Source organism: Kitasatospora sp. NPDC093679 (genome assembly GCF_040683455.1).
Lineage (GTDB): Bacteria > Actinomycetota > Actinomycetes > Streptomycetales > Streptomycetaceae > Kitasatospora > Kitasatospora arboriphila.
Genome location: NZ_JBFBDW010000002.1, coordinates 50,498 through 72,772, shown reverse-complemented (window position 1 = coordinate 72,772; position 22,275 = coordinate 50,498). Strand labels below are relative to the sequence as shown.

At 73.0% G+C, this 22,275-nt stretch carries 22 protein-coding genes and 5 pseudogenes; 8 read left to right on the top strand and 19 right to left on the bottom strand.

The window, feature by feature from the left end:
* Positions 1 to 53: 53 nt before the first annotated feature.
* From AB0O09_RS02405 to AB0O09_RS02380, 6 genes and pseudogenes are all read right to left on the bottom strand, one after another.
* Positions 54 to 1,178: an SPFH domain-containing protein gene (locus AB0O09_RS02405; RefSeq protein ID WP_363539380.1), complete on the bottom strand. Its 1,125-nt coding sequence runs from the start codon at positions 1,176 to 1,178 to the stop codon at positions 54 to 56.
* Between the two features lie 13 nt (positions 1,179 to 1,191).
* Complete coding sequence (locus AB0O09_RS02400) at positions 1,192 to 1,446, bottom strand: hypothetical protein (RefSeq protein ID WP_363539378.1); 255 nt, start codon at positions 1,444 to 1,446, stop codon at positions 1,192 to 1,194.
* 252 nt (positions 1,447 to 1,698) lie between these two features.
* Positions 1,699 to 1,794 (bottom strand): annotated as a pseudogene (locus AB0O09_RS02395) (histidine kinase dimerization/phosphoacceptor domain-containing protein); the annotation flags it as partial.
* Positions 1,758 to 2,081, bottom strand: a complete 324-nt coding sequence (locus tag AB0O09_RS02390) for a hypothetical protein (RefSeq protein WP_363539376.1) — start codon at positions 2,079 to 2,081, stop codon at positions 1,758 to 1,760. The pseudogene AB0O09_RS02395 and the gene AB0O09_RS02390, both read right to left, overlap by 37 nt.
* An 894-nt stretch (positions 2,082 to 2,975) precedes the next feature.
* Positions 2,976 to 4,097, bottom strand: coding sequence for a Gfo/Idh/MocA family oxidoreductase (locus tag AB0O09_RS02385; RefSeq protein ID WP_363539374.1), 1,122 nt, complete (start codon positions 4,095 to 4,097; stop codon positions 2,976 to 2,978).
* Between the two features lie 312 nt (positions 4,098 to 4,409).
* Positions 4,410 to 5,441, bottom strand: a complete 1,032-nt coding sequence (locus tag AB0O09_RS02380; protein WP_363539372.1) for an aldo/keto reductase — start codon at positions 5,439 to 5,441, stop codon at positions 4,410 to 4,412.
* Positions 5,442 to 5,590: 149 nt separating this feature from the next.
* On the opposite strand from AB0O09_RS02380, the gene AB0O09_RS02375 reads away from it, so the two are divergent.
* Positions 5,591 to 6,004: a MarR family winged helix-turn-helix transcriptional regulator gene (locus AB0O09_RS02375; protein ID WP_363539370.1), complete on the top strand. Its 414-nt coding sequence runs from the start codon at positions 5,591 to 5,593 to the stop codon at positions 6,002 to 6,004.
* A gap of 73 nt (positions 6,005 to 6,077) precedes the next feature.
* Here the strand turns inward: AB0O09_RS02375 and AB0O09_RS02370 are convergent, their stop codons facing one another.
* From AB0O09_RS02370 to AB0O09_RS02360, 3 genes are all read right to left on the bottom strand, one after another.
* Positions 6,078 to 6,212 (bottom strand): hypothetical protein, encoded by a 135-nt coding sequence (locus tag AB0O09_RS02370; RefSeq protein ID WP_363539769.1) that lies wholly within the window; start codon positions 6,210 to 6,212, stop codon positions 6,078 to 6,080.
* A gap of 130 nt (positions 6,213 to 6,342) precedes the next feature.
* On the bottom strand, positions 6,343 to 7,698 hold the full coding sequence (locus AB0O09_RS02365; protein ID WP_363539368.1) for a GH1 family beta-glucosidase: 1,356 nt from the start codon (positions 7,696 to 7,698) through the stop codon (positions 6,343 to 6,345).
* 392 nt (positions 7,699 to 8,090) lie between these two features.
* A complete protein-coding gene (locus tag AB0O09_RS02360; protein ID WP_363539366.1) occupies positions 8,091 to 8,324 on the bottom strand; it encodes a hypothetical protein in 234 nt (77 codons plus the stop codon).
* Positions 8,325 to 8,613: 289 nt separating this feature from the next.
* On the opposite strand from AB0O09_RS02360, the gene AB0O09_RS02355 reads away from it, so the two are divergent.
* Entirely contained in the window at positions 8,614 to 9,606 is a 993-nt protein-coding gene (locus tag AB0O09_RS02355) for a site-specific integrase (protein ID WP_363539364.1), read from the top strand.
* A gap of 176 nt (positions 9,607 to 9,782) precedes the next feature.
* Here the strand turns inward: AB0O09_RS02355 and AB0O09_RS02350 are convergent.
* A pseudogene (locus AB0O09_RS02350) lies at positions 9,783 to 9,947 on the bottom strand (aldo/keto reductase); the annotation flags it as partial.
* Positions 9,948 to 10,069: 122 nt separating this feature from the next.
* Positions 10,070 to 10,375 (bottom strand): annotated as a pseudogene (locus AB0O09_RS02345) (aldo/keto reductase); the annotation flags it as partial.
* Between AB0O09_RS02345 and AB0O09_RS02340 the strand changes: the two are divergent.
* Positions 10,374 to 10,553 carry a hypothetical protein gene (locus AB0O09_RS02340; protein WP_363539362.1) on the top strand — a complete coding sequence of 60 codons (180 nt, stop codon included), beginning with the start codon at positions 10,374 to 10,376 and terminating at the stop codon, positions 10,551 to 10,553. The pseudogene AB0O09_RS02345 and the gene AB0O09_RS02340 sit on opposite strands and share 2 nt — an antisense overlap.
* 71 nt (positions 10,554 to 10,624) lie before the next feature.
* On the opposite strand, the gene AB0O09_RS02335 is transcribed toward AB0O09_RS02340, so the two are convergent.
* On the bottom strand, positions 10,625 to 11,911 hold the full coding sequence (locus tag AB0O09_RS02335) for an MFS transporter (protein ID WP_363539360.1): 1,287 nt from the start codon (positions 11,909 to 11,911) through the stop codon (positions 10,625 to 10,627).
* Positions 11,908 to 12,447, bottom strand: a complete 540-nt coding sequence (locus AB0O09_RS02330; protein WP_363539358.1) for a winged helix-turn-helix domain-containing protein — start codon at positions 12,445 to 12,447, stop codon at positions 11,908 to 11,910. Before AB0O09_RS02330 ends, AB0O09_RS02335 begins: the two co-directional genes overlap by 4 nt.
* Before the next feature lie 163 nt (positions 12,448 to 12,610).
* Here AB0O09_RS02330 and AB0O09_RS02325 point away from each other — a divergent pair, with 163 nt between their 5' ends.
* Complete coding sequence (locus tag AB0O09_RS02325; protein WP_363539356.1) at positions 12,611 to 12,778, top strand: hypothetical protein; 168 nt, start codon at positions 12,611 to 12,613, stop codon at positions 12,776 to 12,778.
* A 37-nt stretch (positions 12,779 to 12,815) separates the two neighbouring features.
* The gene (locus AB0O09_RS02320) at positions 12,816 to 13,475 is read left to right on the top strand and encodes a TetR/AcrR family transcriptional regulator (RefSeq protein WP_363539354.1); all 660 of its coding nucleotides are present in this window, start codon (positions 12,816 to 12,818) and stop codon (positions 13,473 to 13,475) included.
* 88 nt (positions 13,476 to 13,563) lie between these two features.
* Here AB0O09_RS02320 and AB0O09_RS02315 read toward each other — a convergent pair.
* Both AB0O09_RS02315 and AB0O09_RS02310 read right to left on the bottom strand, forming a co-directional pair.
* A pseudogene (locus AB0O09_RS02315) lies at positions 13,564 to 13,947 on the bottom strand (discoidin domain-containing protein); the annotation flags it as partial.
* Positions 13,948 to 14,049: 102 nt separating this feature from the next.
* Positions 14,050 to 16,428: pseudogene (locus AB0O09_RS02310) on the bottom strand (discoidin domain-containing protein); the annotation flags it as partial.
* A 334-nt stretch (positions 16,429 to 16,762) separates the two neighbouring features.
* On the opposite strand from AB0O09_RS02310, the gene AB0O09_RS02305 reads away from it, so the two are divergent.
* Both AB0O09_RS02305 and AB0O09_RS02300 read left to right on the top strand, forming a co-directional pair.
* Complete coding sequence (locus tag AB0O09_RS02305; protein ID WP_095877200.1) at positions 16,763 to 16,957, top strand: DUF1918 domain-containing protein; 195 nt, start codon at positions 16,763 to 16,765, stop codon at positions 16,955 to 16,957.
* 4 nt (positions 16,958 to 16,961) lie between these two features.
* Positions 16,962 to 17,855 (top strand): DedA family protein, encoded by an 894-nt coding sequence (locus AB0O09_RS02300; RefSeq protein ID WP_363539352.1) that lies wholly within the window; start codon positions 16,962 to 16,964, stop codon positions 17,853 to 17,855.
* Here AB0O09_RS02300 and AB0O09_RS02295 read toward each other — a convergent pair.
* Genes AB0O09_RS02295 through AB0O09_RS02280 form a run of 4 tightly spaced genes read right to left on the bottom strand, consistent with a single transcriptional unit; the run spans position 17,819 to position 20,579 of the window.
* A complete protein-coding gene (locus AB0O09_RS02295; protein WP_363539350.1) occupies positions 17,819 to 18,559 on the bottom strand; it encodes a PIG-L deacetylase family protein in 741 nt (246 codons plus the stop codon). The two genes, AB0O09_RS02300 and AB0O09_RS02295, sit on opposite strands and share 37 nt — an antisense overlap.
* Before the next feature lie 2 nt (positions 18,560 to 18,561).
* Positions 18,562 to 19,218 (bottom strand): NAD(P)-binding domain-containing protein, encoded by a 657-nt coding sequence (locus AB0O09_RS02290; protein WP_363539348.1) that lies wholly within the window; start codon positions 19,216 to 19,218, stop codon positions 18,562 to 18,564.
* A gap of 28 nt (positions 19,219 to 19,246) precedes the next feature.
* Complete coding sequence (locus AB0O09_RS02285; RefSeq protein ID WP_363539346.1) at positions 19,247 to 19,603, bottom strand: VOC family protein; 357 nt, start codon at positions 19,601 to 19,603, stop codon at positions 19,247 to 19,249.
* A gap of 34 nt (positions 19,604 to 19,637) precedes the next feature.
* On the bottom strand, positions 19,638 to 20,579 hold the full coding sequence (locus AB0O09_RS02280; protein WP_363539344.1) for a LysR family transcriptional regulator: 942 nt from the start codon (positions 20,577 to 20,579) through the stop codon (positions 19,638 to 19,640).
* Between the two features lie 179 nt (positions 20,580 to 20,758).
* On the opposite strand from AB0O09_RS02280, the gene AB0O09_RS02275 reads away from it, so the two are divergent.
* A complete protein-coding gene (locus AB0O09_RS02275; RefSeq protein WP_363539750.1) occupies positions 20,759 to 22,246 on the top strand; it encodes an amino acid decarboxylase in 1,488 nt (495 codons plus the stop codon).
* Positions 22,247 to 22,275: the final 29 nt, after the last annotated feature.

The following is a 22,275-nucleotide window of genomic DNA, read 5'->3' as shown; positions in this document are numbered from 1 at the left end:
CACAAGGCCCCGAAGGGACGGGCTCCTGCCCCTCACGACGGACGGCGTTCCCGTCACTCGACGCCGGTCGGCTCACCGTCCTGTTCGACGCGGCCCTCCGGTGCGCCCAGGCCCCGGCGGACCGAGTCCAGGATCGTCAGGCCCTGGCTGACCAGGCCTGCGGCGATCTCGCCCAGGCCGTCGGCGCCGTTGAGGACGTTGACGTTGGCGCCCGCGAGCCCACCGGCCGCCTCCTTGACGATCTGCGGCAGCTGGTCGATCAGCATCCGGTCCAGCGCCACCCGGTCGTGCGAGGCCGCCGCCTCGGCCTGGATCTTCATCCGCTCCGCCTCGGCCAGTGCCAGGACCCTGATCCGCTCGGCCTCCGCCTCGGCCGGTTTCACGACCTCGGCGACCAGCTGCTGCTGGCGCAGCTCGGCCGCGCGCTGGGCCAACTCGGTCTGCGCCGTCAGCACCTCCTGCTGCGCGTGCGCCTGCGCCAGCGGGCCGGCCTGGGCCGCCTGGGCCTGGGCCCGATCCACCTCGGCGGTGTACTGCGCCTTCACGACGGCCGTCTCCCGGGCGTACTCGGCCTGCTTCCGGGCGGACTGCTGCTCCGCCTCCACCGCGGCCTGGGTGGCCTGTGCCTGGGCGATCTGGGCCTGGCGCTGGATGGCGGCCCGGTGCGGGGCCGACATCGCGGCGATGTAGCCGGTGTCGCCGTCGTCGATCGACTGGATCTGGAGCGAGTCGACGATCAGGCCGATCTTCGCCATCTCGGCCTTCGAGGTGTCGAGCACCTCGGTCGCGAGTTTCTGCCGCTCGGTGACGATTTCCTCGACCGTCATCGAGCCGATGATGGCGCGCAGGTGCCCGGCGAAGATCCGGCCGGTCAGCACGGACATCTGGTCCTGGTCGGAGAGGAAGCGCTGGCCGGCGTTGACGATGCTCTCGGTGTCGTTGCCGACCTTGAAGGCGATCACCGCCCGCGCCGTCAGCGCGATGCCCTGCTTGGTGACGCAGGTTTCGGCAACCTCCGCCTCGCACATCGCCAGGGTCAGGAAGCGGACCTTGCGGAAGATCTGCAGGACGAACGCCCCGTGCCCGGTCACCACGCGGAACGGCGCGCCTGCAAGGCCCCGCCTTCCACCGGAGATCAACATCGCCTGGTCGGGGGCGGGAACGCGATAACCGAACATCCTGGTTGCCTCCTCAGCGAGGTCCGTCGGGAAGGTCGGACCCCGGGTCGCCGGTGGGGCCGGTCCACTCCATGACGTCGACCTGGCGAGTACCGCGCGATTCGATCACCAGGACCGGTGTTCCCTTGGGCAGCGGCTCCTCCGACCAGGCCAGGAAGGTCTCCGAACCGCCCCTGACCCTCACCAGGACCTCACCCGGGCCGGCGGCTCCCCGGGTCCCGATCACCAGCGTGCCGGGGCAACCGATCACGGCCTCGTCCGACACCATCGACGGCCGCCCCTTTCACCTGTCGTACGCCGCGCCACCATCGTCGCAGCACCGGCCGACCGCAGCGGGCAGGCGCGCGGCCGCGTCCCGTACTGGAGCAACCCGACTCCGAGGTGTCACCGGCGCTCGCGCTGCCGACGGGGTGCGCGGGCGGGGCGTGTGCCGCCCACCGTGCGACTGCCTCGGTCCCGTGGATGACGACGGGACCCCCACACCGTCGCGGTCGGCGTCGACCCACCACTGGACCCCTGCGGCGGCGGTCAGGTAGCGGGCGGCCTCGGCCTGGACGACCATCGCGGTCACGTGGTGGGTCACCACGTCGTGCAACTCGCGGGCGATGCGACCACGCCCCGGCCGGGAATCGGCCGTCGCGGGTGCCCGGCACGGCTCAGCACGACGTACGCCAGCAGCAGGTCGCCGGGGCCCGGGTCGTGCCGATCACCCCTCGCGCAGGCGGTCAGTTCGAGATCGCCCCACTGGACGGTGAAGATCCACGTCGCGTCGAGGCCCCCCGGGCTCCGGACCTGGCCGAGGCCGGCCAAGGTCCTCCGCGTGGCGACATCGTCCATTCCGAAGCGGAGCGTTCCCGCACCGTCCGGCAGAAGGACGCCGATCCCCGGCAGCAGTTCGAACATCCGCTGATCGTGGCGGCTCACGGCACATCGCCGCAAACGAGTTCGCCGCCGGTGACGGCGCCGTGCCGGAAGCGAGCACGCACCGGACAGCCGACGCGGGCACCTCGCGAGGTGGGCGCGGGCAACCGGAACCGTCGGCGGCGGCCGGGACGTCGTCCGGGGCGCTGGCGAGCTGGTCGCGCTACCAGGCGTACGAGGCCTTCGGAGTGCGCTGCTGCGTCTCGGAGTCGAGGCGGACGAGGGCCGAAGCGCTGATGGCGGCCCTCGGCCCGTCGAAACACCCTGTCGCCATGGCCGAGAGCCTCAGATCGATCCGGGACGGCCAGCAAGTCGGCTTTCCGGCAAGCGGGTTGTGCGGCGACCCGCAGCTTCTCCCACTCCGGCACCGACACCGGCCGCCACGGCATCGAGCCTTCCACCCGCTTCCGCCGGAACGCTGTCGCCCCAGCGTGCGGGTCACGGCGGGTCCGCTCCAGGGCAAGTCCCCCACCGCGAGCGGTCCCTACGACCAACTACCGTGGCGGCCGGGCGTCCTCACCCTGCAGCGCTGACCCGCCCGATCCGTGGTGATCGTGCTCGGGTGCGGCCCGCCGCCGCGTGGACGAGCGGTTCACGACGTGGACAGGTCCATCTGCTGACCGACACCCATCACCTCGGGGGCCCAGCCGTGCGTCGGCTGGGGCCCTCCGGTGTGTGGACCTTCATCGTGGCCGGACCGAAGCACAACGACGCGACCGCGGGTGCCGCTTGCCGGCCGTGGTGCCGCGCGCGCTCCGCCGGACGTCCGCATGTGCGATCCGGTCCCTTCTCGATTCGCGGGCCGCCTCCTCGCGCTCGTTGCTTCGGCTTCGTGTGGCAGTCCGCCGGTGGGCGGGCCGAGGCCGGCACGTCCGGTCAGGCTGTCGTCAAGGCGGATTCGATGCTGCGGTGCCGGGCGGCGCCGTGCGCGAAATCGGGCACCGCTGACGTGCCCTCGCGCAGGTCGACCAGGAACTGCCGGTAGGCGTGAGCGACCGCGTAGAGCGGCGCGTCGGCTCGGGGGTCCAGTTGCGGGACGTGAACATACGATTCCGGCACCGTCAGGGGAGCGAGTCCGGGGGAGGTTCCGCGGCCGCCTTCGAGGGTGACCGGGCTGAGCTGGAGATGGCCGATCGGGGCGGTGAGGACGAGGTCGCCCTCGGTGCCGTTGATCTCCCAGCGGAAGTTCGTGCCCCGGGACGTGCCTCCGCGGTAGTGGAAGGTGACCACCGCACCGCCCGGCAGCCGTCCCGAGGCCACCACCTGGTCTGCGGCGGTCATGGGCACGGGCTGTCCGCTCTCGGTGTCCACGGCCGACGTGCGCCGCGACACCAGTTGGATCCGCAGTTCCTCGGGCTCTCCCAGGACGGACGCAAGTCCGTCGAGGGTGTGGCTGAAGGGAACGGTCAGCAGTGTCGCGCCGTTGGCGGCGTCGAGCACGTAGTGATCGCCGGGGCCGACGGTGGCGCCCCAGGCACCGCCGGAGCCGACGACCGTAGTGGACAGCACCTCCCCCACGTAGCCGTCGGCCACGAGATCCCGCGCATAGACCAGGGCCGGATGCGACCGTGCCTGGAGTCCGACGACGGTCGGCACGGCGCGGCTGCGCGCTTGCCGCGCCATGTCCTCGGCCTCCGCGAGCCCGTTGCCCAGCGGCCACTCGCACAGCACGCTCTTGCCGGCGCTCAGCGCCGTCTGCACCAGTTCCCGGTGGCGCGGCACCTTCACCGCCACGACCACGAGGTCCACCTCTTCGCAGGCAGTCAGTTCGGCCGCCGTCCCGAAGGTTCGAGAGACACCGTGCTTGTGTCCGGCGCGCTCCGCCGACTGTTTCGAACTCGCGCTCAAGGCCTTCAGCTCGTAGCCCGGGACGGCGCGCAGCGCCGGCAGGTGAGAGCGCTCGGCCCAGCTGCCGTGCGCCCCGAGTCCGATGATCCCTACTCCGATCGGCTTCTCGGAGCGGACCAGTTCGGTGAGAAGTGACTCAGATGTGTTCACGATTCGCAGCCTGTTCTCCGTATGGACGGGGCACCGGCGTCGCTCACAACGGCCATGGACCCAGTGAGGGAGTGACCGACCACAGGGCCCCGTCATGGGAAGCAGGGCCGTGTGTCGAGCAGGCGCCGAGGCAGGAGATCCGCGCCCGGCGGGCACGGGATCGGAGGGTGTGGGTCAGCGGGTGATGCCGCAGACGGGCGTGAAGGACACGGTGGTGTTGCGGGCGCCGCGGAACTCCTGGCCCGGTTTCACCGAGCATGCCGACGGAGACCCTGCCGGTGGAAGCCGCGCAGGCCGCCCGGCCCTCGGCGGTCAGTTCCGTGCGCTTGCAGACGGATTCGGGCCGCGTTCGTTGTCCAGCAGAGCCATGAGAGGCGCGGCGTAGCGGGTTCCGGCCACCGCACCGGCCGGGACGGCCTCGTCGATCGCGCGGAGGTCTGCGTCGGCCAGGGCGACCTCGGTCGCGGCCAGGGCCTCCGCGACGCGGTGGGGTCGGCGGGTGCCCAGGACGGCCACGATGATGCCGCGCTCACGGCTCTGCGCGACGACCCAGGCGGTGGCGAGTTGCGCGACGCTGATGCCCCGCGCGTCGGCAAGCGGCCGCAGCCGTTCGACGAGGGTGAGGTTCGTGGCAAGGTTGTCGGGTCGGAAGCGGGGCAACCAGTGGGCGCGCGGGTCACCTCCGGCGGGTTGCCGGTAGGTACCGGTGAGCAGGCCGTGTGCGAGGACACCGTAGGCGGTGACGCCGATCCCCAGCTCGCGGCAGGTGTCCAGGATGCCGTCGGCCTCGGGATCACGGCTGAACAGGGAGTATTCGATCTGCACATCGCAGATCGGGTGCACGGCGTGGGCACGGCGGATGGTCTCGGGCCCCACCTCGGAGAGCCCGATGTGTCGCACGTACCCGGCCTGGACCAGCTCGGAGATGGCGCCGATCGTGTCCTCGATCGGGGTGTCGGGGGCGAGGCGGGCGGGGCGGTAGATGTCGACGTGGTCGGTGTCGAGGCGGCGCAGCGAGTGGGCGAGCGCGTTCTTCACGTGGGCGGGACGGCCCTCGATGCCGACGAAGGATCCGTCGGGGCCGCGCAGAGCGCCGAACTTGACGCTCAGCAGCGCCTTTTCGCGATCGCCGACGCGCAGGGCGCGGTGGATGAGGTCCTCGTTGTGGCCCGTGCCGTAGAAATCGGCGGTATCGAGGAGGGTGACGCCGGCGTCGAGGGCCGTGCGGATCGTGGTGATGGCGTCGGCCTCGTCGGCGGGGGCGGTGTGGTCGGACATGCCGGCGCAGCCCAGTGCGAGAGGGGCGACCTGCGGGCCGCCGGCTCCAAGGGGTCGGGTCTGCACGGTGCCTCCTGCGGGGCGAGAAGGGTGGACGCGGCCGACAGGGGGCTGCTGAGGGCGCAGCCACCTGTTAGTGTTGACATCTCAACACTAAGAAGAGGCAAGTTGATATGTCAACACCGAATGGAGGGGCCGCCGCGTCGGACGGGGCCATGGCCGACGCCGCGTGCGAGCCCGTCGATTTCTGGAGCGCCTTCAAGCGCGCCCACGAGGTCGTCCGAGCCCGCGTGATCGCGGACACCGCCGAGGCGGCGGGCCTGTCCGAACCGGACCTGACGATCCTCGCCAACCTCGACAAGGCGGGAGGCAGCCTGCGCCAGAGCGAGCTCGCCGCATCACTCGGCTGGGACCGCACGCGCATCTCCCACCAGCTCACCCGCATGGGCAACCGTGGACTCGTCATCCGCGAACGCGCCGGCGGTGTCACCGTCACCCTCACCGACTCCGGACGCACGGCCATCACCGCCGTGCACCCCGGCCTGGACACCGCGGTACGCCGCCACCTCACCGACAAGCTCTCCGCGCAGGAGATCGAAACCCTGACCTCCGTGTTCCGCCGGCTCTAGGCGCCGGAACAGGGCTCACCCGGCCAACCGCCCCGTCTTACATGCTCTGGTGACGGAGGGTCGCGTCAACCCATCAGGTCAGGGCAGCGGTCACGGCGTCCCGGTCCGGTTCGAGGCCGCACGTGAAGGCGTACAGGTGGGGCAGGTCGGCTGCCCGGGCTTCGACGATCCAGGCGGCCAGGAGCTCGGCGTTCTCGTCCGCCGGCAATGACCCCTGCGCTCGTCGAACACCGTGCCTTCGCCCTCCCGACGGCGCGCCGCCTTCGAACGCCCTCCATCACCGAGGCGGCTGATCGGCATCGGACCCGACGTGGACGAGTTCCCGGGCGGATGCCCAACTACCCATCCTGCAAAGCCCGATGGGCGGCGATCAGGTCGCGGTACCAGGCGTACGAGGCCTTCGGGGTGCGCCTCTGCGTCTCGAAGTCGACGTGGACGAGGCCGAAGCGCTGGTGGTAGCCCTCGGCCCATTCGTAGTTGTCGAGCAGCGACCAGGTGAAGTAGCCGCGGACGTCGACGCCTTGGGCGACCGCGGCAGCGAGGGCGTCGAGGTGGCCGGCGAGGTAGGAGATCCGGTCGGGGTCGTCGACGGTGCCGTCGGGGGCGGGGGTGTCGGCGACGGAGCAGCCGTTCTCGGTGACGGTGACGGGCGGGAGGGCGGCGCCGTAGCGGTCGTGCAGGCCCACGAGGAGTTCACGCAGGCCGTCGGGGACGACCGGCCAGCCGAAGGCGGTGCGGGGGACGCCCTCGATCGGGGCTTCGGAGAAGGGAAGGCCGGGGTCGGTGGGGGCGGCGATCCGGGTGGGGTTGTAGTAGTTGACGCCGAGGCCGTCGAGGCCGGGGCCCGAGATGAGCTTGAGGTCGCCGGGGCGGACGGTGCCGCCGAGGTCCTCGTCGAGGCCGAAGGCCGACAGGTCGGGGTACTGCCCGAGCAGCAGGGGGTCGGTGAACAGCCGGTTGTGCAGGGCGTCGTAGGCGGTGGCGGCCTCGACGTCGGCCGGGTCCTCGGTGGCCGGCCGGACGGGGGTGAGGTTGTTGGCGATCATCACCTGCAGGCCGCGTTCGCGCAGCACCGCGGCGGCCAGTCCGTGGCCGAGCAGCTGGTGGTGGGCGGCGGGCAGGGCGTCGAGCAACAGGGCGCGGCCGGGGGCGTGGATGCCGAGGGCGTAGCCGTAGACCATGTGCACGAAGGGCTCGTTGAGGGTGATCCAGGCGGGCACCCGGTCGCCGAGCCGGTCCGCGACCACCGCCGTGTACTCGGCGAAGCGGTGGGCGCTGTCGCGGTTCAGCCAGCCGCCCTCGTCTTCCAGGGCCTGCGGGAGGTCCCAGTGGAAGAGGGTGGGCAGCGGGGTGATCCCGGCTTCCAGCAGGGCGTCGACCAGGCGGTCGTAGAAGTCGAGGCCGGCCGGGTTGGTCCCACCCGCGCCCGTGGGCCGGATCCGCGGCCAGGCGATCGAGAAGCGGTAGCCGTCCAGGCCGAGGCCCTGCATCAGGGCGACGTCCTCGGGATAGCGGTGGTAGTGGTCGCACGCCACCGCGCCGGTGTGGCCGTCGCGGACGGCGCCGGGGCGGGCGGCGAACACGTCCCAGACGGACGGCCCGCGGCCGTCCTCGTCCACCGCGCCCTCGATCTGGTACGCGGCGGTGGAGGCTCCCCAGCGGAAGTCGGACGGGAGGTCGAGTCGGTTCGGCATGGCCTGACTTCCTGCTCATGAGGGCGGTGACGGGATCACAAGAACATGAGGCCTTGTCATGTTAGTGCGACGCCCCACGGCGCACCAGGCACCCGGCGGCGACAACCGCCGCGCGCGACCCCGGCCCGAACGACCCGCGCCCACCGACCGCCGGCCGCGGTCACCACCGTGCGCCGCCCGGAAGGCCCGTCCCCGGAGGCGGCGGCAGCGGCACGGCCGGGGAGAGCACGATGACGGCCGCCCCTCCGTCCACGACGACCTTGGTGTGCCCTGCCCCGTCCGGTGCGCCCCGGGTCAGGACCCTGCACACGAGCACCGCGTCGCACTCCGGCAGTTCCGCCCGGAACTCGGCATGGTCGACCGAAAGGGTTCCCCGCGAATGTCCGCAGGGCCTACTCGGGCTTGTCCTTCGGCGTCATCTTCCGCAGGACCGTCCGGCCCACGTCGGCGCCGTTCACGGTGGTCAGCCGTCCGCGGAAGTGCGGGCTCCGGTCGTCCGCCGTCCACGTGGCCCCGAACTCGCACGGCGGTTCGTCGTTCAGCCGCAGTACGAGCCGCCCGTCGCAGGAGTCCCGCCCGGCCGGGCCGGTCACGGTCTTCCACCACTGCATCACCGTGTCGCACACCGGAGGATCAACAGCGCCAGCAGGAGCGCCGCCAGAACGAGGGGCAGCGCTCCGGACATCCACCGGAAGGCCGGGCCGGTCCGGCCCGGGCGGCTCTGCACCGGCAGTCGCCGGAGAAACGGCCACCACGGCGGGACGGTGAGCCGACGGGGACGGTCACCCCCGCGCGACCGTCCCACCACCTACGGCGCCTCAGGCCAGTTATTAATATGACCATCCGATGAGCCGGTCGGCGGGCTCGGTGGCGCGGATCGGCGGACCTGTCGGACCCCCGCACTAGGGTGACCGCATGGCAGACGTCCCGGTCGTGGCCGCACCCTCCGTCGAGGCGCTGAACGCCGTGGTGGAGCGCGCCTGCGAACCGCCCACCAGCGCGTCCCGCGCGAAGCAACTGCGGTGGATCGCCGGTGAGCTCCGCACCGCCCTGGAGCGCGGCGAGATCCCCTCCTCGGCCGCCGCCTCCCTCGCCGAGCTCCTCGCCCCCGACACCCTCGCCGCCTACCTCGACGCGGCCGAGCGCGGTCTGCTGCGCCGCAAGCCCGCCGCCCGGCCGGACCAGCCCTCCCCCGCCTCCATGCGGGTGCGGGAGGACTGTCTGCAGATCCTCGGCGCCGGCGCGGGGATCGCGGTCGTACTGCCGCCGCGCACCCGGCAGGCCGGGCTGCGGCCGGTCGTCGCCGCCCGGCCGCGCAGCATCCTGCTCGGCCACCTGGAGCGGGCCGTCCGACCGGGCCAGTCCGAGGCGCGGAGCCGGATCCTCGCGATCATCGGCACGGTGATGGACACCGGCTGCCGCGCCGGCGAACTCTGCCACCTGCGGGTGGGCGACGTCGACACCGACCGGGGCCGGATCCGCGTCACCCGCCTCCCCCAGCACCGCGACCTCGCGGCCGAACCGGTCACCGAGACCGTCGCCCTCTCGGGCCCCACCCGGGCCGCCCTGCGGACCTGGCTGAAGGCCCGCGGCCACCTGGTCGTCCGCGACGCCGCGAAGCCCGCCGGGCGGGCGAACGAGACCACCGACGCCCTGTGGGTGAGCGTCTCCCCCAGCGGCCGGGCCCGGCCCGGCCTGCCGCTGCACTTCCGCGGTCTGGCCCGCGCCTACGTCCGCGAGATCCGCAGCCTGAACCTCGACATGGCCGGCGAACCCGGCTGGGAGCCGATGCCGAAGCGGATGGAGCAACTCCGCCGCGCCATCGAGCTGGAACCGTCCGACCTCGGCGGGGCCACCGTCCTGCGCCGCGCCGACCCGACCCGAAACGGTGAGGGCCCGGCAGGGTGACGACCGGCGGGCTCGGACGTCAGCCCGCCGCCCCGCAGCGCTCCGTGTCGATCTCGGCCGGGGTGGCCCCGTTGTAGCGCGCCGTGCACGGTCGCGGAGTTGAGCACCTCCCCGGCCGCCTGCAGGGCCTCGGTGGGGACGGCGAGGTCGAGCACCGCCAGGTTCTCCCGCAGGTGCGCGACGGACCGCGTCCCGGGGATCGCCAGGACGTGCGGTGCCCGGGAGAGCACCCGGGCCAGCGCCAGTTGGGCGAGGCTGCAGCCGGCGGCCCCGGCGATCTCGTCGAGCCTGCGCCGGAGTTCGAGGTTGGCGGGGTAGTGCCGGGCGTCGAAGCGGGGCATCTGCCGGCGGATGTCCCGCTCGGGAGCGTGCCGGGGTCGGGCGGCGCCGAGGTGAGGAAGCCGCGGGCCAGCGGGCTGAACGCCACCGGGGCGACGCCGAGTTCTCCGGCCGCCGCCAGGGTGCCCTGCTCGGGGTTGCGCGACCAGAGGCTGTACTCGTTCTGCAGCTCGGCGATCGGGTGCACGGCGTGGGCCCGGCGCAGCGTCGCGGCGGACGCCTCGGAGAGTCCCAGGGCCCGGACCTTCCCGGCCTGGACGAGCTCGGCCATCGCGCCGATGCTCTCCTCCACGGGGACCTGCCGGTCGACGCGGTGCAGGTGGTAGAGGTCGAGGGTGTCGGTGCGGAGCCGGGCGAGCGCCTCGTCGGCGGTGCGCCGGAGGGTCTCGGGCCGGCCGTCGATGACGCGCCGCCCGTCGACGCCGGTCATGCCGCACTTGCTGGCCGGCACGATACCGGGCGACGCCGCGATCAGCTCGACGTTCGGCGGGGCCGTCCTGGCCGCGCCGGGCGAGCCGCGCCGCGCGGCGGAGGTCCTCGACCTGCTCGGGTCGGACGCCGCGTCGCGGATCGCCGGCGCCGGGAGCATGCGGCCTGCCCGTTCCTGACCCGTGGCTCCGCCCTGTCGTCCTCCGGGTCCGAGCGGGGCCCGGCACTCCCCCGACGACCTCCCGGAGCCCTAGACGGCGACCTGCTGAACGAGATCCGCGGATTCCGGACGATCCGGATCACCGGCCGGGACGGCGGCGCGCAGCGCCGCCTCGACCCGGCGGTTGCCGGTCATGGTCGACGTGACGGCGGTCATGGTGAGGAGGAGGCCGGCGGCGGCGTAGAGCGGGGTGCGTACGTCGTAGGCGGTGGCCAGCCAGCCGCCGAGGAAGGCGCCGAACGGGGCGGCGCACATGGCGAGCATGCGGGAGGTGGAGGCGACCCGGCCCATCAGGTGGGCGGGGACGACCGCCTGTCGGAGGGAGGGGGCGAGCACCATGGTGGCGCCCATGCCCGCCCCGCAGACGGCGAGCGCGAGGCCGGCGACGTACGGGTTCGGGGCGGCGGCGAGCCCCAGGACGGCGAGTCCCTCGACCGCGGCCGTGCAGGTCAGCGCGGTGCCGGTGCCGAGTCGCCGGCCGAGGAAGGAGGCGATGCCCGCGCCGAGCAGACCGCCGGTGGCCTCCGCCGTGAGGAGCAGGCCGAAGCCGGAGGTGCCGATGCCGAGACGGTCGTGCGCGAAGAGCGCGAGTACGGTCTCCACGGCGAGGAAGGCGATGTTCCCGACGGCCGGGCGCAGCGCGAGCCCGAGCAGCAAACGGTCCCGGAACACGTACGAGGCGCCGTCCCGCGCCTGGCGCAGCAGCGACTCACGGGCCTGCGGCACGGGCCGGGGCGCGGCGGGCAGCGAGCGTACGAGCAGTGCGGAGAGTGCGAACGACACGGCGTCGGTGAGCAGCGGGAACGCCCGCCCGAGCGCGAGCAGGGCGCTGCCCGCGGGCGGCCCCGCGAAGCCGGAGGCGGCGGTCTGGGTGCCGCGCAGGCGGGAGTTGGCGCGTTCCAGGAGCGCGGGGTCGCGGCCGAGCAGGTCCGGCAGGTAGGCCGTGGCGGCCGTGTCGAAGAAGAGTCCGCCGAGGCCGAGCAGGAAGGCGACGGCCGCGAGCAGGGGGATGCTGAGCACGTCGAGCGCGGCCGCTGCCGCCGGTACCGCGAGCAGCACCGCGCGTGCCGCGTCCGTGACCCACATCGTGCGCCGACGGTCCCAGCGGTCCACCAGCGCACCGCCGAGCACCCCGAAGAGCAGCCACGGCAGCGTTCCGGCGGCCGAGACGACGGCGAGCGCCATCGGATCCCGTGTCAACGTCAGTGCGAGGAGCGGCAGCGCGGCGTGCGACACGCCGTCACCGAGCGAGGACACCGTCTGCGCGGTCCACAGCCGTCCGAACCCGACGGGCAACTTCCTGATGTCCGAGGTCACTTGGCGCCCCTCTCGGCCTGCACGTGCGACGCCGGGTGGAAGAGTGCGAAGACGAGTGACGCGTCCGGCAGCGACGGGTCGGACAGCTCCCGGTACTCGTCCGCCAGTGCCTCCAGCCGCGCTCCCAGCTCCGCGAACTGCTCCTCGGTGAGCCGCAGATGGGCCATCCGCACGTGCCGCTCACCGTCCGCGGGAGCCGCCTCCAGGTCCGCCACCGCGTGCCGCATCAGCACGTCGGGCCCTCCTTCGCCCGGGTCCGGCAGCACGATCGACCGCGCGGCCATGGCGTAGTACCGCTCGGTGACCCCGCGGACCTTCCGGGTGCGCACCACCGTCACCAGGCCGGCCCGTTCGAGCAGTCGTACGTGGTAGCTGGAACTCCCCTTCGCGAGGCCCACGCGCTCGGCGATCTGCGTGATCGTCGCGGGCTCGAAGCGGAGCACGGCCATGATCCGGTGGCGCGTCAGGTTGGAGACGGCGCGCAACTGTTCGTCGGTGGTGACGTGGAACGTCTCGGGAAGATCGTCGGTAGGCATGCCCTCAATGGTCAACACTTCTTGACCATTCGTCAAGCGCTTTCTGCAGGGCGGCGCGGCCCACGCGCCGGAGCCGGTCGAGCGAGGAGTTCGGGCCCGGAAGGCCATCGGGCCCGAGGGCTGCGGGCCGGAGCCGGTGCCGTGCGCCTCCGTCGCCACGGGGGTGTCCGACGCCGGCCCGGCCGCGGACGTCCTGTCGCTGCCGACCCCCGGCCACCACGTCTCCTCGATGGAGGAGCCCGGCCGCTGGACGGCCGAACGCGTCGCCCGGGTCGTGGTGGGAGCGCTCGTCGACGACCGAGAGGCCGTCCGACCGCCGCACCGCACGTGATTCGCGCGTGGAATGCCCGATACGGCACAGTGATCCCATGAAGGCGCAGACGGGGACAGACCACCGGCCGCCGTCCGGGGCGGTCCGGCGCCGGCCCGTCCAGCAGCGCAGCCAGGAACGCTACGAGCGGCTGCTGGACGCCTGCGCGGGCCTGCTCGACGAGGTCGGCCCGACGGCACTGACCACCAAGGAGGTGGCCCACCGGGCGCAGGTGCCGATCGGCACGCTGTACCAGTTCTTCTCCGGCAAGGAGAGCCTGCTGGGCGCCCTCGCCGAGCGGAACCTGGACCGCTTCCTCTCCCGGCTGGCCGTCCGGATCGAAGCGGCGGCGCCGGTCGGCGTCCCCGGTTTCGTCGACCTCGCGGTGGACGAGTTCGTCGCGATGAAGCGCAGCGTCGCCGGCTTCGGCCACCTGGACTTCGGCCTGGTCGCCGCGGTGCCGGGCGACCTGCGGGACGACCGGCACCTGCTCGACCGGGACTTGGACAACAACGCGGCGGTCGCCGAACGGATCGGCGCCCTGGGCGGCGAGCTGTTCGCCTACCAGGGCTCCGCGCTGGCGCTGCGGGTGGCGATGGAGTGCGCGGACGCCGTCCTCAAGGTGGCCTTCCGGGTGGACCCGGAGGGCGATCCGGCGCTGATCGGCGAGTGCAAGCGGCTCCTGCGCGGCTACTTGGAGGAGCGGCCCGCCGCCTGACCACGGAGCCGGCTGCCTGAACACGGAGCCGGAAAGAAGCGGATGCCCACCTCCGGCGAGGTGGGCATCCGCTGCCAGGTCTTCGCGGTCAGGAGGCGAAGACCTGGAGTTCGGAGAGCTGGCCGGCCGGCCAGGCGGTGTTGCCGGTCACGGTGATCCGCAGGTGGCGGGTCGAGTTCGCCGGGAGGTCGATCGTCACCGTGTTGCCGGTGGCCGGGTCGAAGGTGTAGCCGGCCGGACCCACCAGCGTGCCGAAGGACGAGCCGTCGGTGGAGCCGGAGACCGCCAGGGTCTGGGTCCGGGTGTTCCAGGCCGAGGCAGGCGGCAGCTTCAGGGTCACCTTGCCGAGCGCCACCGCGCAGCCCAGGTCGACCTGCACCCACTGCGGGAACGCGTTGTTCGCGCTCTCCCAGTACGAGTTGGCGTCACCGTCCACTGCGTTGCCCGCACCGTACGTCTGGGTGGAGCCGGACGCGGTGGCGGACTTGCCCTGCGCGATGTTGCCGGTGCCGGGGTTGCAGCCCGGCGTGGTGGTCGGGGTCGGCGTCGGGGAGGACGTCTGGCCGCTGCCGAGGAAGGCCTGCACCTCGGAGAACTGCGCGGCCGGCCAGGCGGTGTTGCCGGTCACCGCGATCCGCAGGTGGCGGGTCGAGTTGGCCGGGAGGTCGATCGTCACCGTGTTGCCGGTGGCCGGGTCGAAGGTGCGGCCGGCCGAGCCCGCCAGGGTGGTGAAGGACGAGCCGTCGGTGGAGCCCTGCACGGAGAGGGTCTCGGTGCGGGTGTTCCAGGCCGAGGCCGGCGGCAGCTTCAGGGTGACCCTGCCGAGGCCCACCGCGCAGCCGAGGTCGACCTGCACCCACTGCGGGAACGCGTTGTTCGCGCTCTCCCAGTACGAGTTGGCGTCACCGTCGACCGCGTTGCCCGCACCGTAGGTCTGGTTGCTGCTGGACGCGGTGGCGGGCCTGCCCTGCGCGATGTTGCCGGTGCCGGTCGGGCAGGTCGGCGTCGGCGAGGAGGACGGGCTCGGCGAGGGGGAGGAGGACTGCGAGGGGCTCGGCGAGGGGCTGGAGGTCCCCGGGTTCGAGGGCACGCCGTTGTACGTCCAGACCGGGGCCGGCCAGGTGCCGGTGCAGGTGGAACCGGTCAGGCCCGAGTTGCCGCCGCCGTCGGTGATGACGAAGCCGGTGCCCACGCAGTTGTGGATCGGCGTGGCGGACTGCGCGATGTTGGCGGCCTTCACGTCGGTGAACTTCAGGGTGGCGTTGGCCTGCGCCTGGACGGCGTAGGTGCCGGCGCCGTTGATGTTCACGTTGGTGAAGTTGATGCCGTTGGCCGCACCCTCGATGGTCTGGATCGCCTCGTAGGAGCTGTCCAGGATGTCGGTGTCGGTGATGTTGATCGTCGCGCCGCTGATCGGCTCGTTGAGGCCGCTGAACCAGACCGCGCCGACGCCGAAGTTCCAGTTGTAGTCGCTGTTGCCGGTGCGGATCAGGGTGTTGCGGGCGGCGGTGACGGTGCCCGCGACGGCGGTGCCGCTGCCGGAGTTGACCCCCGGGTAGCGGTTGGCGATGTGCAGGCCGCCGCCGTTGGTGATGGTGTCCGACATGACGTTGTCGGAGATGGTGAAGTCGCGGCCGCCGTAGGTGACGATGTTGTTCGCCAGGATCGGCAGCACCACGGTGTTGTGGGTGAAGCTGTCGTTGGTGTTCGGCTTGTCCTGCGGCCAGGAGGCGAGGCCGTCGTCACCGGTGTTGCGGACGAAGGTGTTGGTGACCGTCGAGTTGGTGACGCCGGTGTGGAAGTTCACGCCGTCGGCGGTCTGGTCGAGGATGCGGCTGTTCTTGATGGTGAGGCGGTCCATCGGGCCGTCCATCCAGGCGCCGACCTTGGTGTGCTGCAGCCACAGGTTGTCGACGGTGGAGTTGGACATCGCGCCGCCGAGCGCGTTGACCTGGTCCTCGTCGACCCGCTCGCGGATGTCGCCGATGATCGCGAAGTCCTTGAGGGTGACGTTCGAGCTGCCGCCCTGGTTGGCCCACTTGCCGTAGACGCCGGCCGCGTTGGCGCGGTTGTTCGGGTCGCGCCCACCGAGCACCGAGTACCACGGGCCGGCGCCGACCAGGGTGACCTTGTCCACGACCACGTGGCCGTACAGGGTGAAGTTGCCCTGCGGGATGTACACCGTCCTGCCCTGGGCCGTGCCCGCGTCGACCGCGGCCTGGAACTTGGCGGTGGAGTCGGTGGCACCGGTCGGGTCGGCCCCGAAGTCAGCGACCACGTCGAGGGCGCCGGCCGGCTTGCCGATCGGCCCGGCGACGTTCTCGAAGTCCGCCAGGTCGATGGTGAAGGTGGGCGACTGGGCGGTCGAGGCGACCTGAAGCCGGATCTTGGTGCCGACCGGGTAGGTCTGGCCGAGCAGGGTGCGGGTCTCGTCGTAGAAGTGGTGCGGGTTGGAGTCGCCCGGGTTGTTGTTGAACGGGTAACCACCGTAGTACCAGCCGTACTTCGAGGTGACGGGGACGCTCTTCAGCTTGGCGCCGCCGACCAGCAGGTCGATCGAGGCGTCGCGGCCCTTGCCGTCCGCCGAGTCCGGCAGGCTGTAGCGGAAGTCGATCGAGTTGGCCGGCTGGGTCAGCGTGAACTCGACGTACTGCCCGGTGCCGTTGAGCGCGACGGCCTGCCGGCCGGACGCCTCGGACGGCAGCGCGCCGTACCTGCGGTCGGGGCCGATCACGGTGCCGTTGGTGGCGGCGTACTCCGCCTCCTGCTCGACGAACGGCACGGTCGCTCCGCGGCCCGGGACGTTCAGCGGGGAGAGGGCGGGCACGCCGGCGGCGTGCGCGGCACCGGCGTTCGCCAGGACGGCGGTCAGCAGGCCGACGGTGCCGAGGGCGGTGGCGGTCAGGGCCGCGACGGTGCGCCTGCCGTGCCGGGTGGGGGGTGGTTGCTGCATCTGCGGCTGCACATCCTTGCCGATCGTGGGGGTGCTCCGGGTGGGGGCAAGTGCCCGGCCGCCGCGCCGCACTGACGCCGTGTCGACGACGCACCGGTGCAGCCCGCGGCTTCCCGCCGGGCGTGGCGAGACTATGAGCAGCGGATGCACGAAGTCCATACCCGTGCGCAAAAAATCGATCGAAGCCTGCAATTTGGATGTGATGGTCCAGCAAAGATGTGATCACCTGAGAGGTGAGGGAAGTTGTGCCCCATCTGCCCCCATTGCGTGCACCCGGCCCGCGCCGCAGAGTGGAAGCACAGTTCAGTGTCGACAGCCACCGAGGAGCATGATCATGCAAGCCACTGTGGGCGACCAGCTCCACATCCACAGCCGGTCCGTCGGCATGGTGGACCGCAAGGGTGAGATCATCGAGGTCCGCGGGACCGACGGCGAGCCCCCGTACCTGGTCCGCTTCGAGGACGGCCACGACGGCCTGGTCTACCCCGGCCCCGACTGCGTCATCGAGCACCAGCAGGAACGCCGCTAAGGGATTGACGACCCCGCCTCCGCTGCCGGGCCCGCTGGCCCACCTGGCCCCACTGCTGGACGACTACGGCTATCTGGCAGTGGGCCTGCTCGTGCTGCTCGACAACTGCGGCATCCCCGTCCCCGGCCAGACCGTCCTGGTGCTGGCCGCCGTCTACGCGGGCACCGGCCGGATGTCCATCGCGGGCGTGGTCGCGGTGGCGTTCACCGCCGCGGTGGTCGGCAACAGCCTCGGCTACCTGATCGGCCGCACCGGCGGCCACGCCTTCGTCCACCGCTGGGGCAGGTACGTCTGGCTCACCCCGGCCCGGATGGCCCACGCCGAGGGCTTCTTCCGGCGCAACGGCGTCAAGGTCGTCCTGGTCGCCCGGTTCATCGACGTCCTGCGCCAGACCAACGGGATCATCGCCGGCACCACCGACATGGCCTGGCGGCGCTTCCTGCCCGCCAACGTCGCCGGCGCCGCGCTCTGGGTGGGCGTCTGGGCCTCGCTCGGCTACGCCCTCGGCACGGACATCGGCACCCTTTACGAACAGGCGCTGCGCTACCAGGTCTACCTGCTCGCCGCGCTCGGCGTGCTGGTCGCCCTCGTCGGGCTCCGCGCCTACCTGAAGCGGCGCCGCCGGGCCGCCGCCGGACCCGCGGAGGGCGGGGAGGCACCGGCACGGGACGCGGACGCACAGGAGGTGTCCGCCCAGGAGGTGTCCGCGCAGGACGGGTCGGCGCGGGACGCGGCCGCGCAGGACGGGCCGGCCGACGGGTCCGGGGCGCAGCCCGGCCCGCCCCCGCGGAGGAACGGCGGGGACGGGCCGGGTACGGGCGGGTCCGGTGCCGGCGGATCCGGGCCGGGCGGGCCGGACGGTCAGCCCAGCAGGATGACCTCGAACGGCGACGCGTAGCGGGTGCCGAGCCGCTCGCCGGCCATCGCCCCGAAGGTCTCCAGCGTGCCGCGGGCGTCCGCCATGTCGCCGCCGAGTCCGTCGAGGTACGCACGGTGCGCCTCCAGCGAGGCGACGCCGAGGTCGAAGGACTCGGTGGTGTCCACCGCGTGGCCGGAGTCCGGCGAGGCCGCGGCCCACAGCTGCCGGACGCCGTTCCACGGCTCGTGGCCCTCGTCCAGCAGGTCGCGGAAGACCCAGCGGTTGCCCGCGTCCCGGACGGCGTCCAGGGTGGCGCGGCCGACCGCGATGTGGTCCGCCTGGTTGGGCCACGTCCCGCCGTAGGTCTCGCGGAAGTTGGTGGTGATCACGATCTCCGGGCGGTGCCGCCGGATCGTCCGGGCGATGTCCTTGCGCAGCGGCAGGCCGTACTCGACGACGCCGTCCTGGTGGCCGAGGAACTCCACCACGTCGACGCCGACGAGGGCCGCGGAGGTGATCTGCTCCTCCTCGCGGACCCGGCGGCAGGTCTCCGGGTCCATCGAGTCGATGCCGGCCTCGCCGCTGGTGGCCATCACGTAGACCACGCGCTTGCCCTGGGAGGTCCAGCGGGCGACGGCCGCCGCGGCGCCGTACTCCATGTCGTCGGGGTGCGCGACGACGGCGAGGGCGGTCTGCCAGTCCTCGGTGACCGGCCGGTACGGGGGTGGTGCCTGATCCGTCATGGTCAGTCGGCGCTCCTGATCGAGTAGTTGAAGTCGGTGTGGCCGAAGTGGCCCATCAGCCGGAGCCAGAACGGCATCAGCATCTCGGTGCCGCGGGCCGCGCTGATCCCGCCGAGGTCGACGACCTGGTCGCCGGGCCAGCCGAACTGCTCCAGCACCCCGCGGACGAGGGCCTTCGCCTCCGGGTCCTCCCCCGCGACGAACAGCTGGTGCGGGCCGGGCACCCGGCCCGGGTCCACCATCAGCGGGGCGGACAGCGTGTTGAGCGCCTTGACCACCCGGGCCTCGGGGAACTCCCGCTGGATCTGCTCGCCGACGCTGTCGGTGTTGACCGGCTCCAGGCTGACCTCGCCGGTCGGCGAGAACACCAGCGGGTTGGAGACGTCGATCAGCACCTTGCCGGCCAGCCGCTCCGCACCGGCGAGCCGCAGCGCCGACAGCGAGACCGTCCCGGCGGTGGCGTTGATCACCACCTCGCCGAAGTCGGCGGCGTCGGCGAAGGTGCCGGCGTGGCCGTTCGGGCCGGACTGGTCCGCCCAGGAGACGGCCGCCGTGTTGTCCTTGGTGCGCGAGCCGAGGGTGACCTCGTGGCCCAGCGCGACGAGCTTGGCGGCCAGGGTGCGGCCCACCGTGCCCGTACCGATGATCCCGAATCGCATCGCAAGTCTCCCGTGTGTGGGGTCCCGTTCAAGGGTCGCTTCGTTGGGCGAGGACGCAGAACTCATTGCCTTCCGGGTCTGCGAGGACGACCCAGGGTGCCCCGTCCTGTCCGACGTCGGCCCGGCGGGCGCCGAGGGCGAGCAGCCGCTCGACCTCGGCCGCCTGGTCGTCGGGGCGGAAGTCCAGGTGGAGGCGGTTCTTCAACTGCTTGCGCTCGGGCACCGGGACGAAGATCAGACCGGGCAGCCGGTCCGCGGACGGGCGGATCTCGAACTCGTCCGGCGCGTCGTTGACCACCGTCCACCCGAGGGCGGACACCCACCAGCGGCCGAGCGCCACCGGATCGGCGGAGTCGACGACGACCTGCTCCCACTCCAGTGCCATGGTCGCACCATAGTCCACCCGAGCTGACGGGGCATCACCCCCCGCCGCCCGCCGCCCGGTCCGCCTCCGACCAGCGGTGACGCAGCCGGTCCGCCTCGTCACGGAGGGCGGCCAGCAGGGCCCTGGCGTTCGCCGAATCGCTGGTGCGCAGCGCGGCGACCCCGATCCGCCGGGCCAGTTGCGGACCGTCGACCGGCCGCACCGCGAGGTCGTCCCGGGGCGGGCCGAGACCGAGCCTCGGCAGCAGCGCCACACCGACCCCTGCGGCGACGAACCCCTGCAGCACCGAGTAGTCGTCGGTGCGCAGCACCGGCACGGGTTCGAAGCCGTCCTCCGCGCACGCTCGGAACAGCACCCGGTCGACCGGGTCGGCGTCGCTCACCCCGAGGATCCAGCCGTCCTCGCGCAGCGCCGCCAGCGGCACCCGGTCGCGGCCTGCCTGCGGGTGGTCGGCCGGCAGGACGAGCTGCAGCGGATCCTCCAGCAGCGGGTGGACGACGAAGTCCTCGCCGAGGTCCAGACCGCCGTCCGAGCGGGAGTAGACCAGGGCGACCTGCAGCTGCCGGCTGCGCAGCCCGGCCAGCAGGGCCGGCAGCTCGCCCTCGGTGAGCGCCAGGTGCACCCCGGCGCGGTGCAGGGTGCGGACCGCCGGCGGCAGCAGCAGCGCACCCGCGGTCGGGAAGGTGCCGACCCGGAGCGTGGCGGCGCCCCGCTCCACCAGGTCGGCGAGCTCCCGCTCGGCGACCCGGACCCGGTCGAGCACCGCCTCGGCGTGCGGCAGCAGGGCGAGGCCCGCCTCGGTGAGGACGGCGCCGCGGGCGCCGCGGTGCACCAGCGGGGTGCGGAAGTGCGCCTCCAGGGTGGCCAGGTGGTGGCTCACCGTCGGCTGGCTGTGCCGCAGGGAGCGGCCCGCGGCGGCCAGCGAGCCCTCGCGGGCGATGGCGCGGAGCACCTGCAGGTGGCGGAGATCGAGCACGGGTGGGGCCTCGGCTGTCGGTGGTCCGGGTGTGGGTCGGTCCGGGTGTGGGTCGGTCCGGGTTGTCGGTGGTCCTCGTCGGTGGCCGGGGTGGAGCCATCGAGGTTTTCTGGAGATGTCCAGAAAAGTACCGGGTGCCTCGATGGGCGGCGCGGTGCGACGGTCGCAGGGTGAGCACCATGACCCTCTCCTCCCCCGTCCCCGCCGCCGCCGACCCGGCCCAGCTGCGCGCCCCCTACGCCGAGGCGGTACGGGCGAGCGCGGACCGCGACTGGCTGCGGCTCAACGTGCCCGGGCACGCCGCCGACCCGGACCGCTTCGCCGGGCTGGCCGGACACGTCGGCGAGGCCGTGCTGCGGCGCGACGTGCCGCCCCTGCTGGAGGGCATCGACCTGGGCCCGGACAACCCGATGGACCAGGCCCTGCGGCTCGCCGCCGACGCCTGGGGCGCCCGGCGGACCTGGTTCCTCACCAACGGCGCCTCGCAGGGCAACCGGATCGCCGCCCTGGTCGCCCAGTCGCTCGGCCGGACCCTCGTCGTCCAGCGCAGCGTGCACTCCAGCGTCGTCGACGGCCTGGTGCTGTCCGGCCTCGGCGCCGCCTTCGTCCAGCCGACCGTGGACGCCCGGACCGGCATCGCCCACGGCGTCACCGCGAGCGACCTCGCCGTCGCCCTCGCCCGGAACCCCGACGCGGCGGCCGCCTACGTCGTCACCCCCAGCTACTTCGGCGCCGTCGCCGACGTGGCCGCGCTCGCCCGGGTCGCGCACGCCGCCGGGGTCCCGCTGATCGTCGACGAGGCCTGGGGCTCCCACTTCGGCTTCCACCCCGCACTGCCCGCGAACGCGCTCGCGCACGGCGCCGACCTGGTCGTCTCCAGCACCCACAAACTCGGCGGGGCACTCACCCAGGCCGCCATGCTGCACCTCGGCAACGGGCCCTTCGCGGACCGGCTCGAACCGCTCGTCGAACGCGTCTTCCACCTCACCCAGTCGACCAGCGCCAGCTCCCTGCTGCTCGCCTCGCTGGACGAGGCCCGGCGGACCCTCGTCACCGGGCACCGGGCGATCTCAAAGTCACTGGCCGCCGCCGACGCCATGCGGGCCGCGGTCCGGGCCGGCGGGCGGTTCCGGGTGGTCAGCGACGGCTTCGGACGTTTCCGGGACATCGTCGCCACCGACCCGCTGCGGGTCTCCGTGGACGTCCGGGCCGGCGGCATCTCCGGGCACGAGGCCCGGCGGCGGCTGATGCAGGAGCACGGGGTCCTGGTCGAGGTCGCGACCGACGCCGCCGTCGTCGCGGTGGTCGGCGCGGGCGCCGGGCCCGAGGCGGAACGGTTCGCGGCGGCCCTGCACGCCCTGCCGGTGGTCCCGGGCGTCGCCGAGGACGCCCCGGGGCCGGAGCTCCCCGCGCCGGGAGCCGTCCGGATGACACCGCGGGAGGCGTTCCTGGCGCCGGGACGGTCGGTGCCCACCGCCCAGGCGGTCGGGCGGATCTCCGCGGACACCCTCTCCGCCTACCCGCCCGGCATCCCCAACGTGCTGCCCGGCGAGGAGATCACCGCCGAACTCGTCGCCTTCCTCCACGCCGTGGCCGCCGCCCCCACCGGCCACGTCCGCGGAGCCACCGACCCGGCCGTCCGCTTCCTCCGGGTCGTGGAGGCCTGACCGGCGCGGAAGCACCATCGGGGACCACC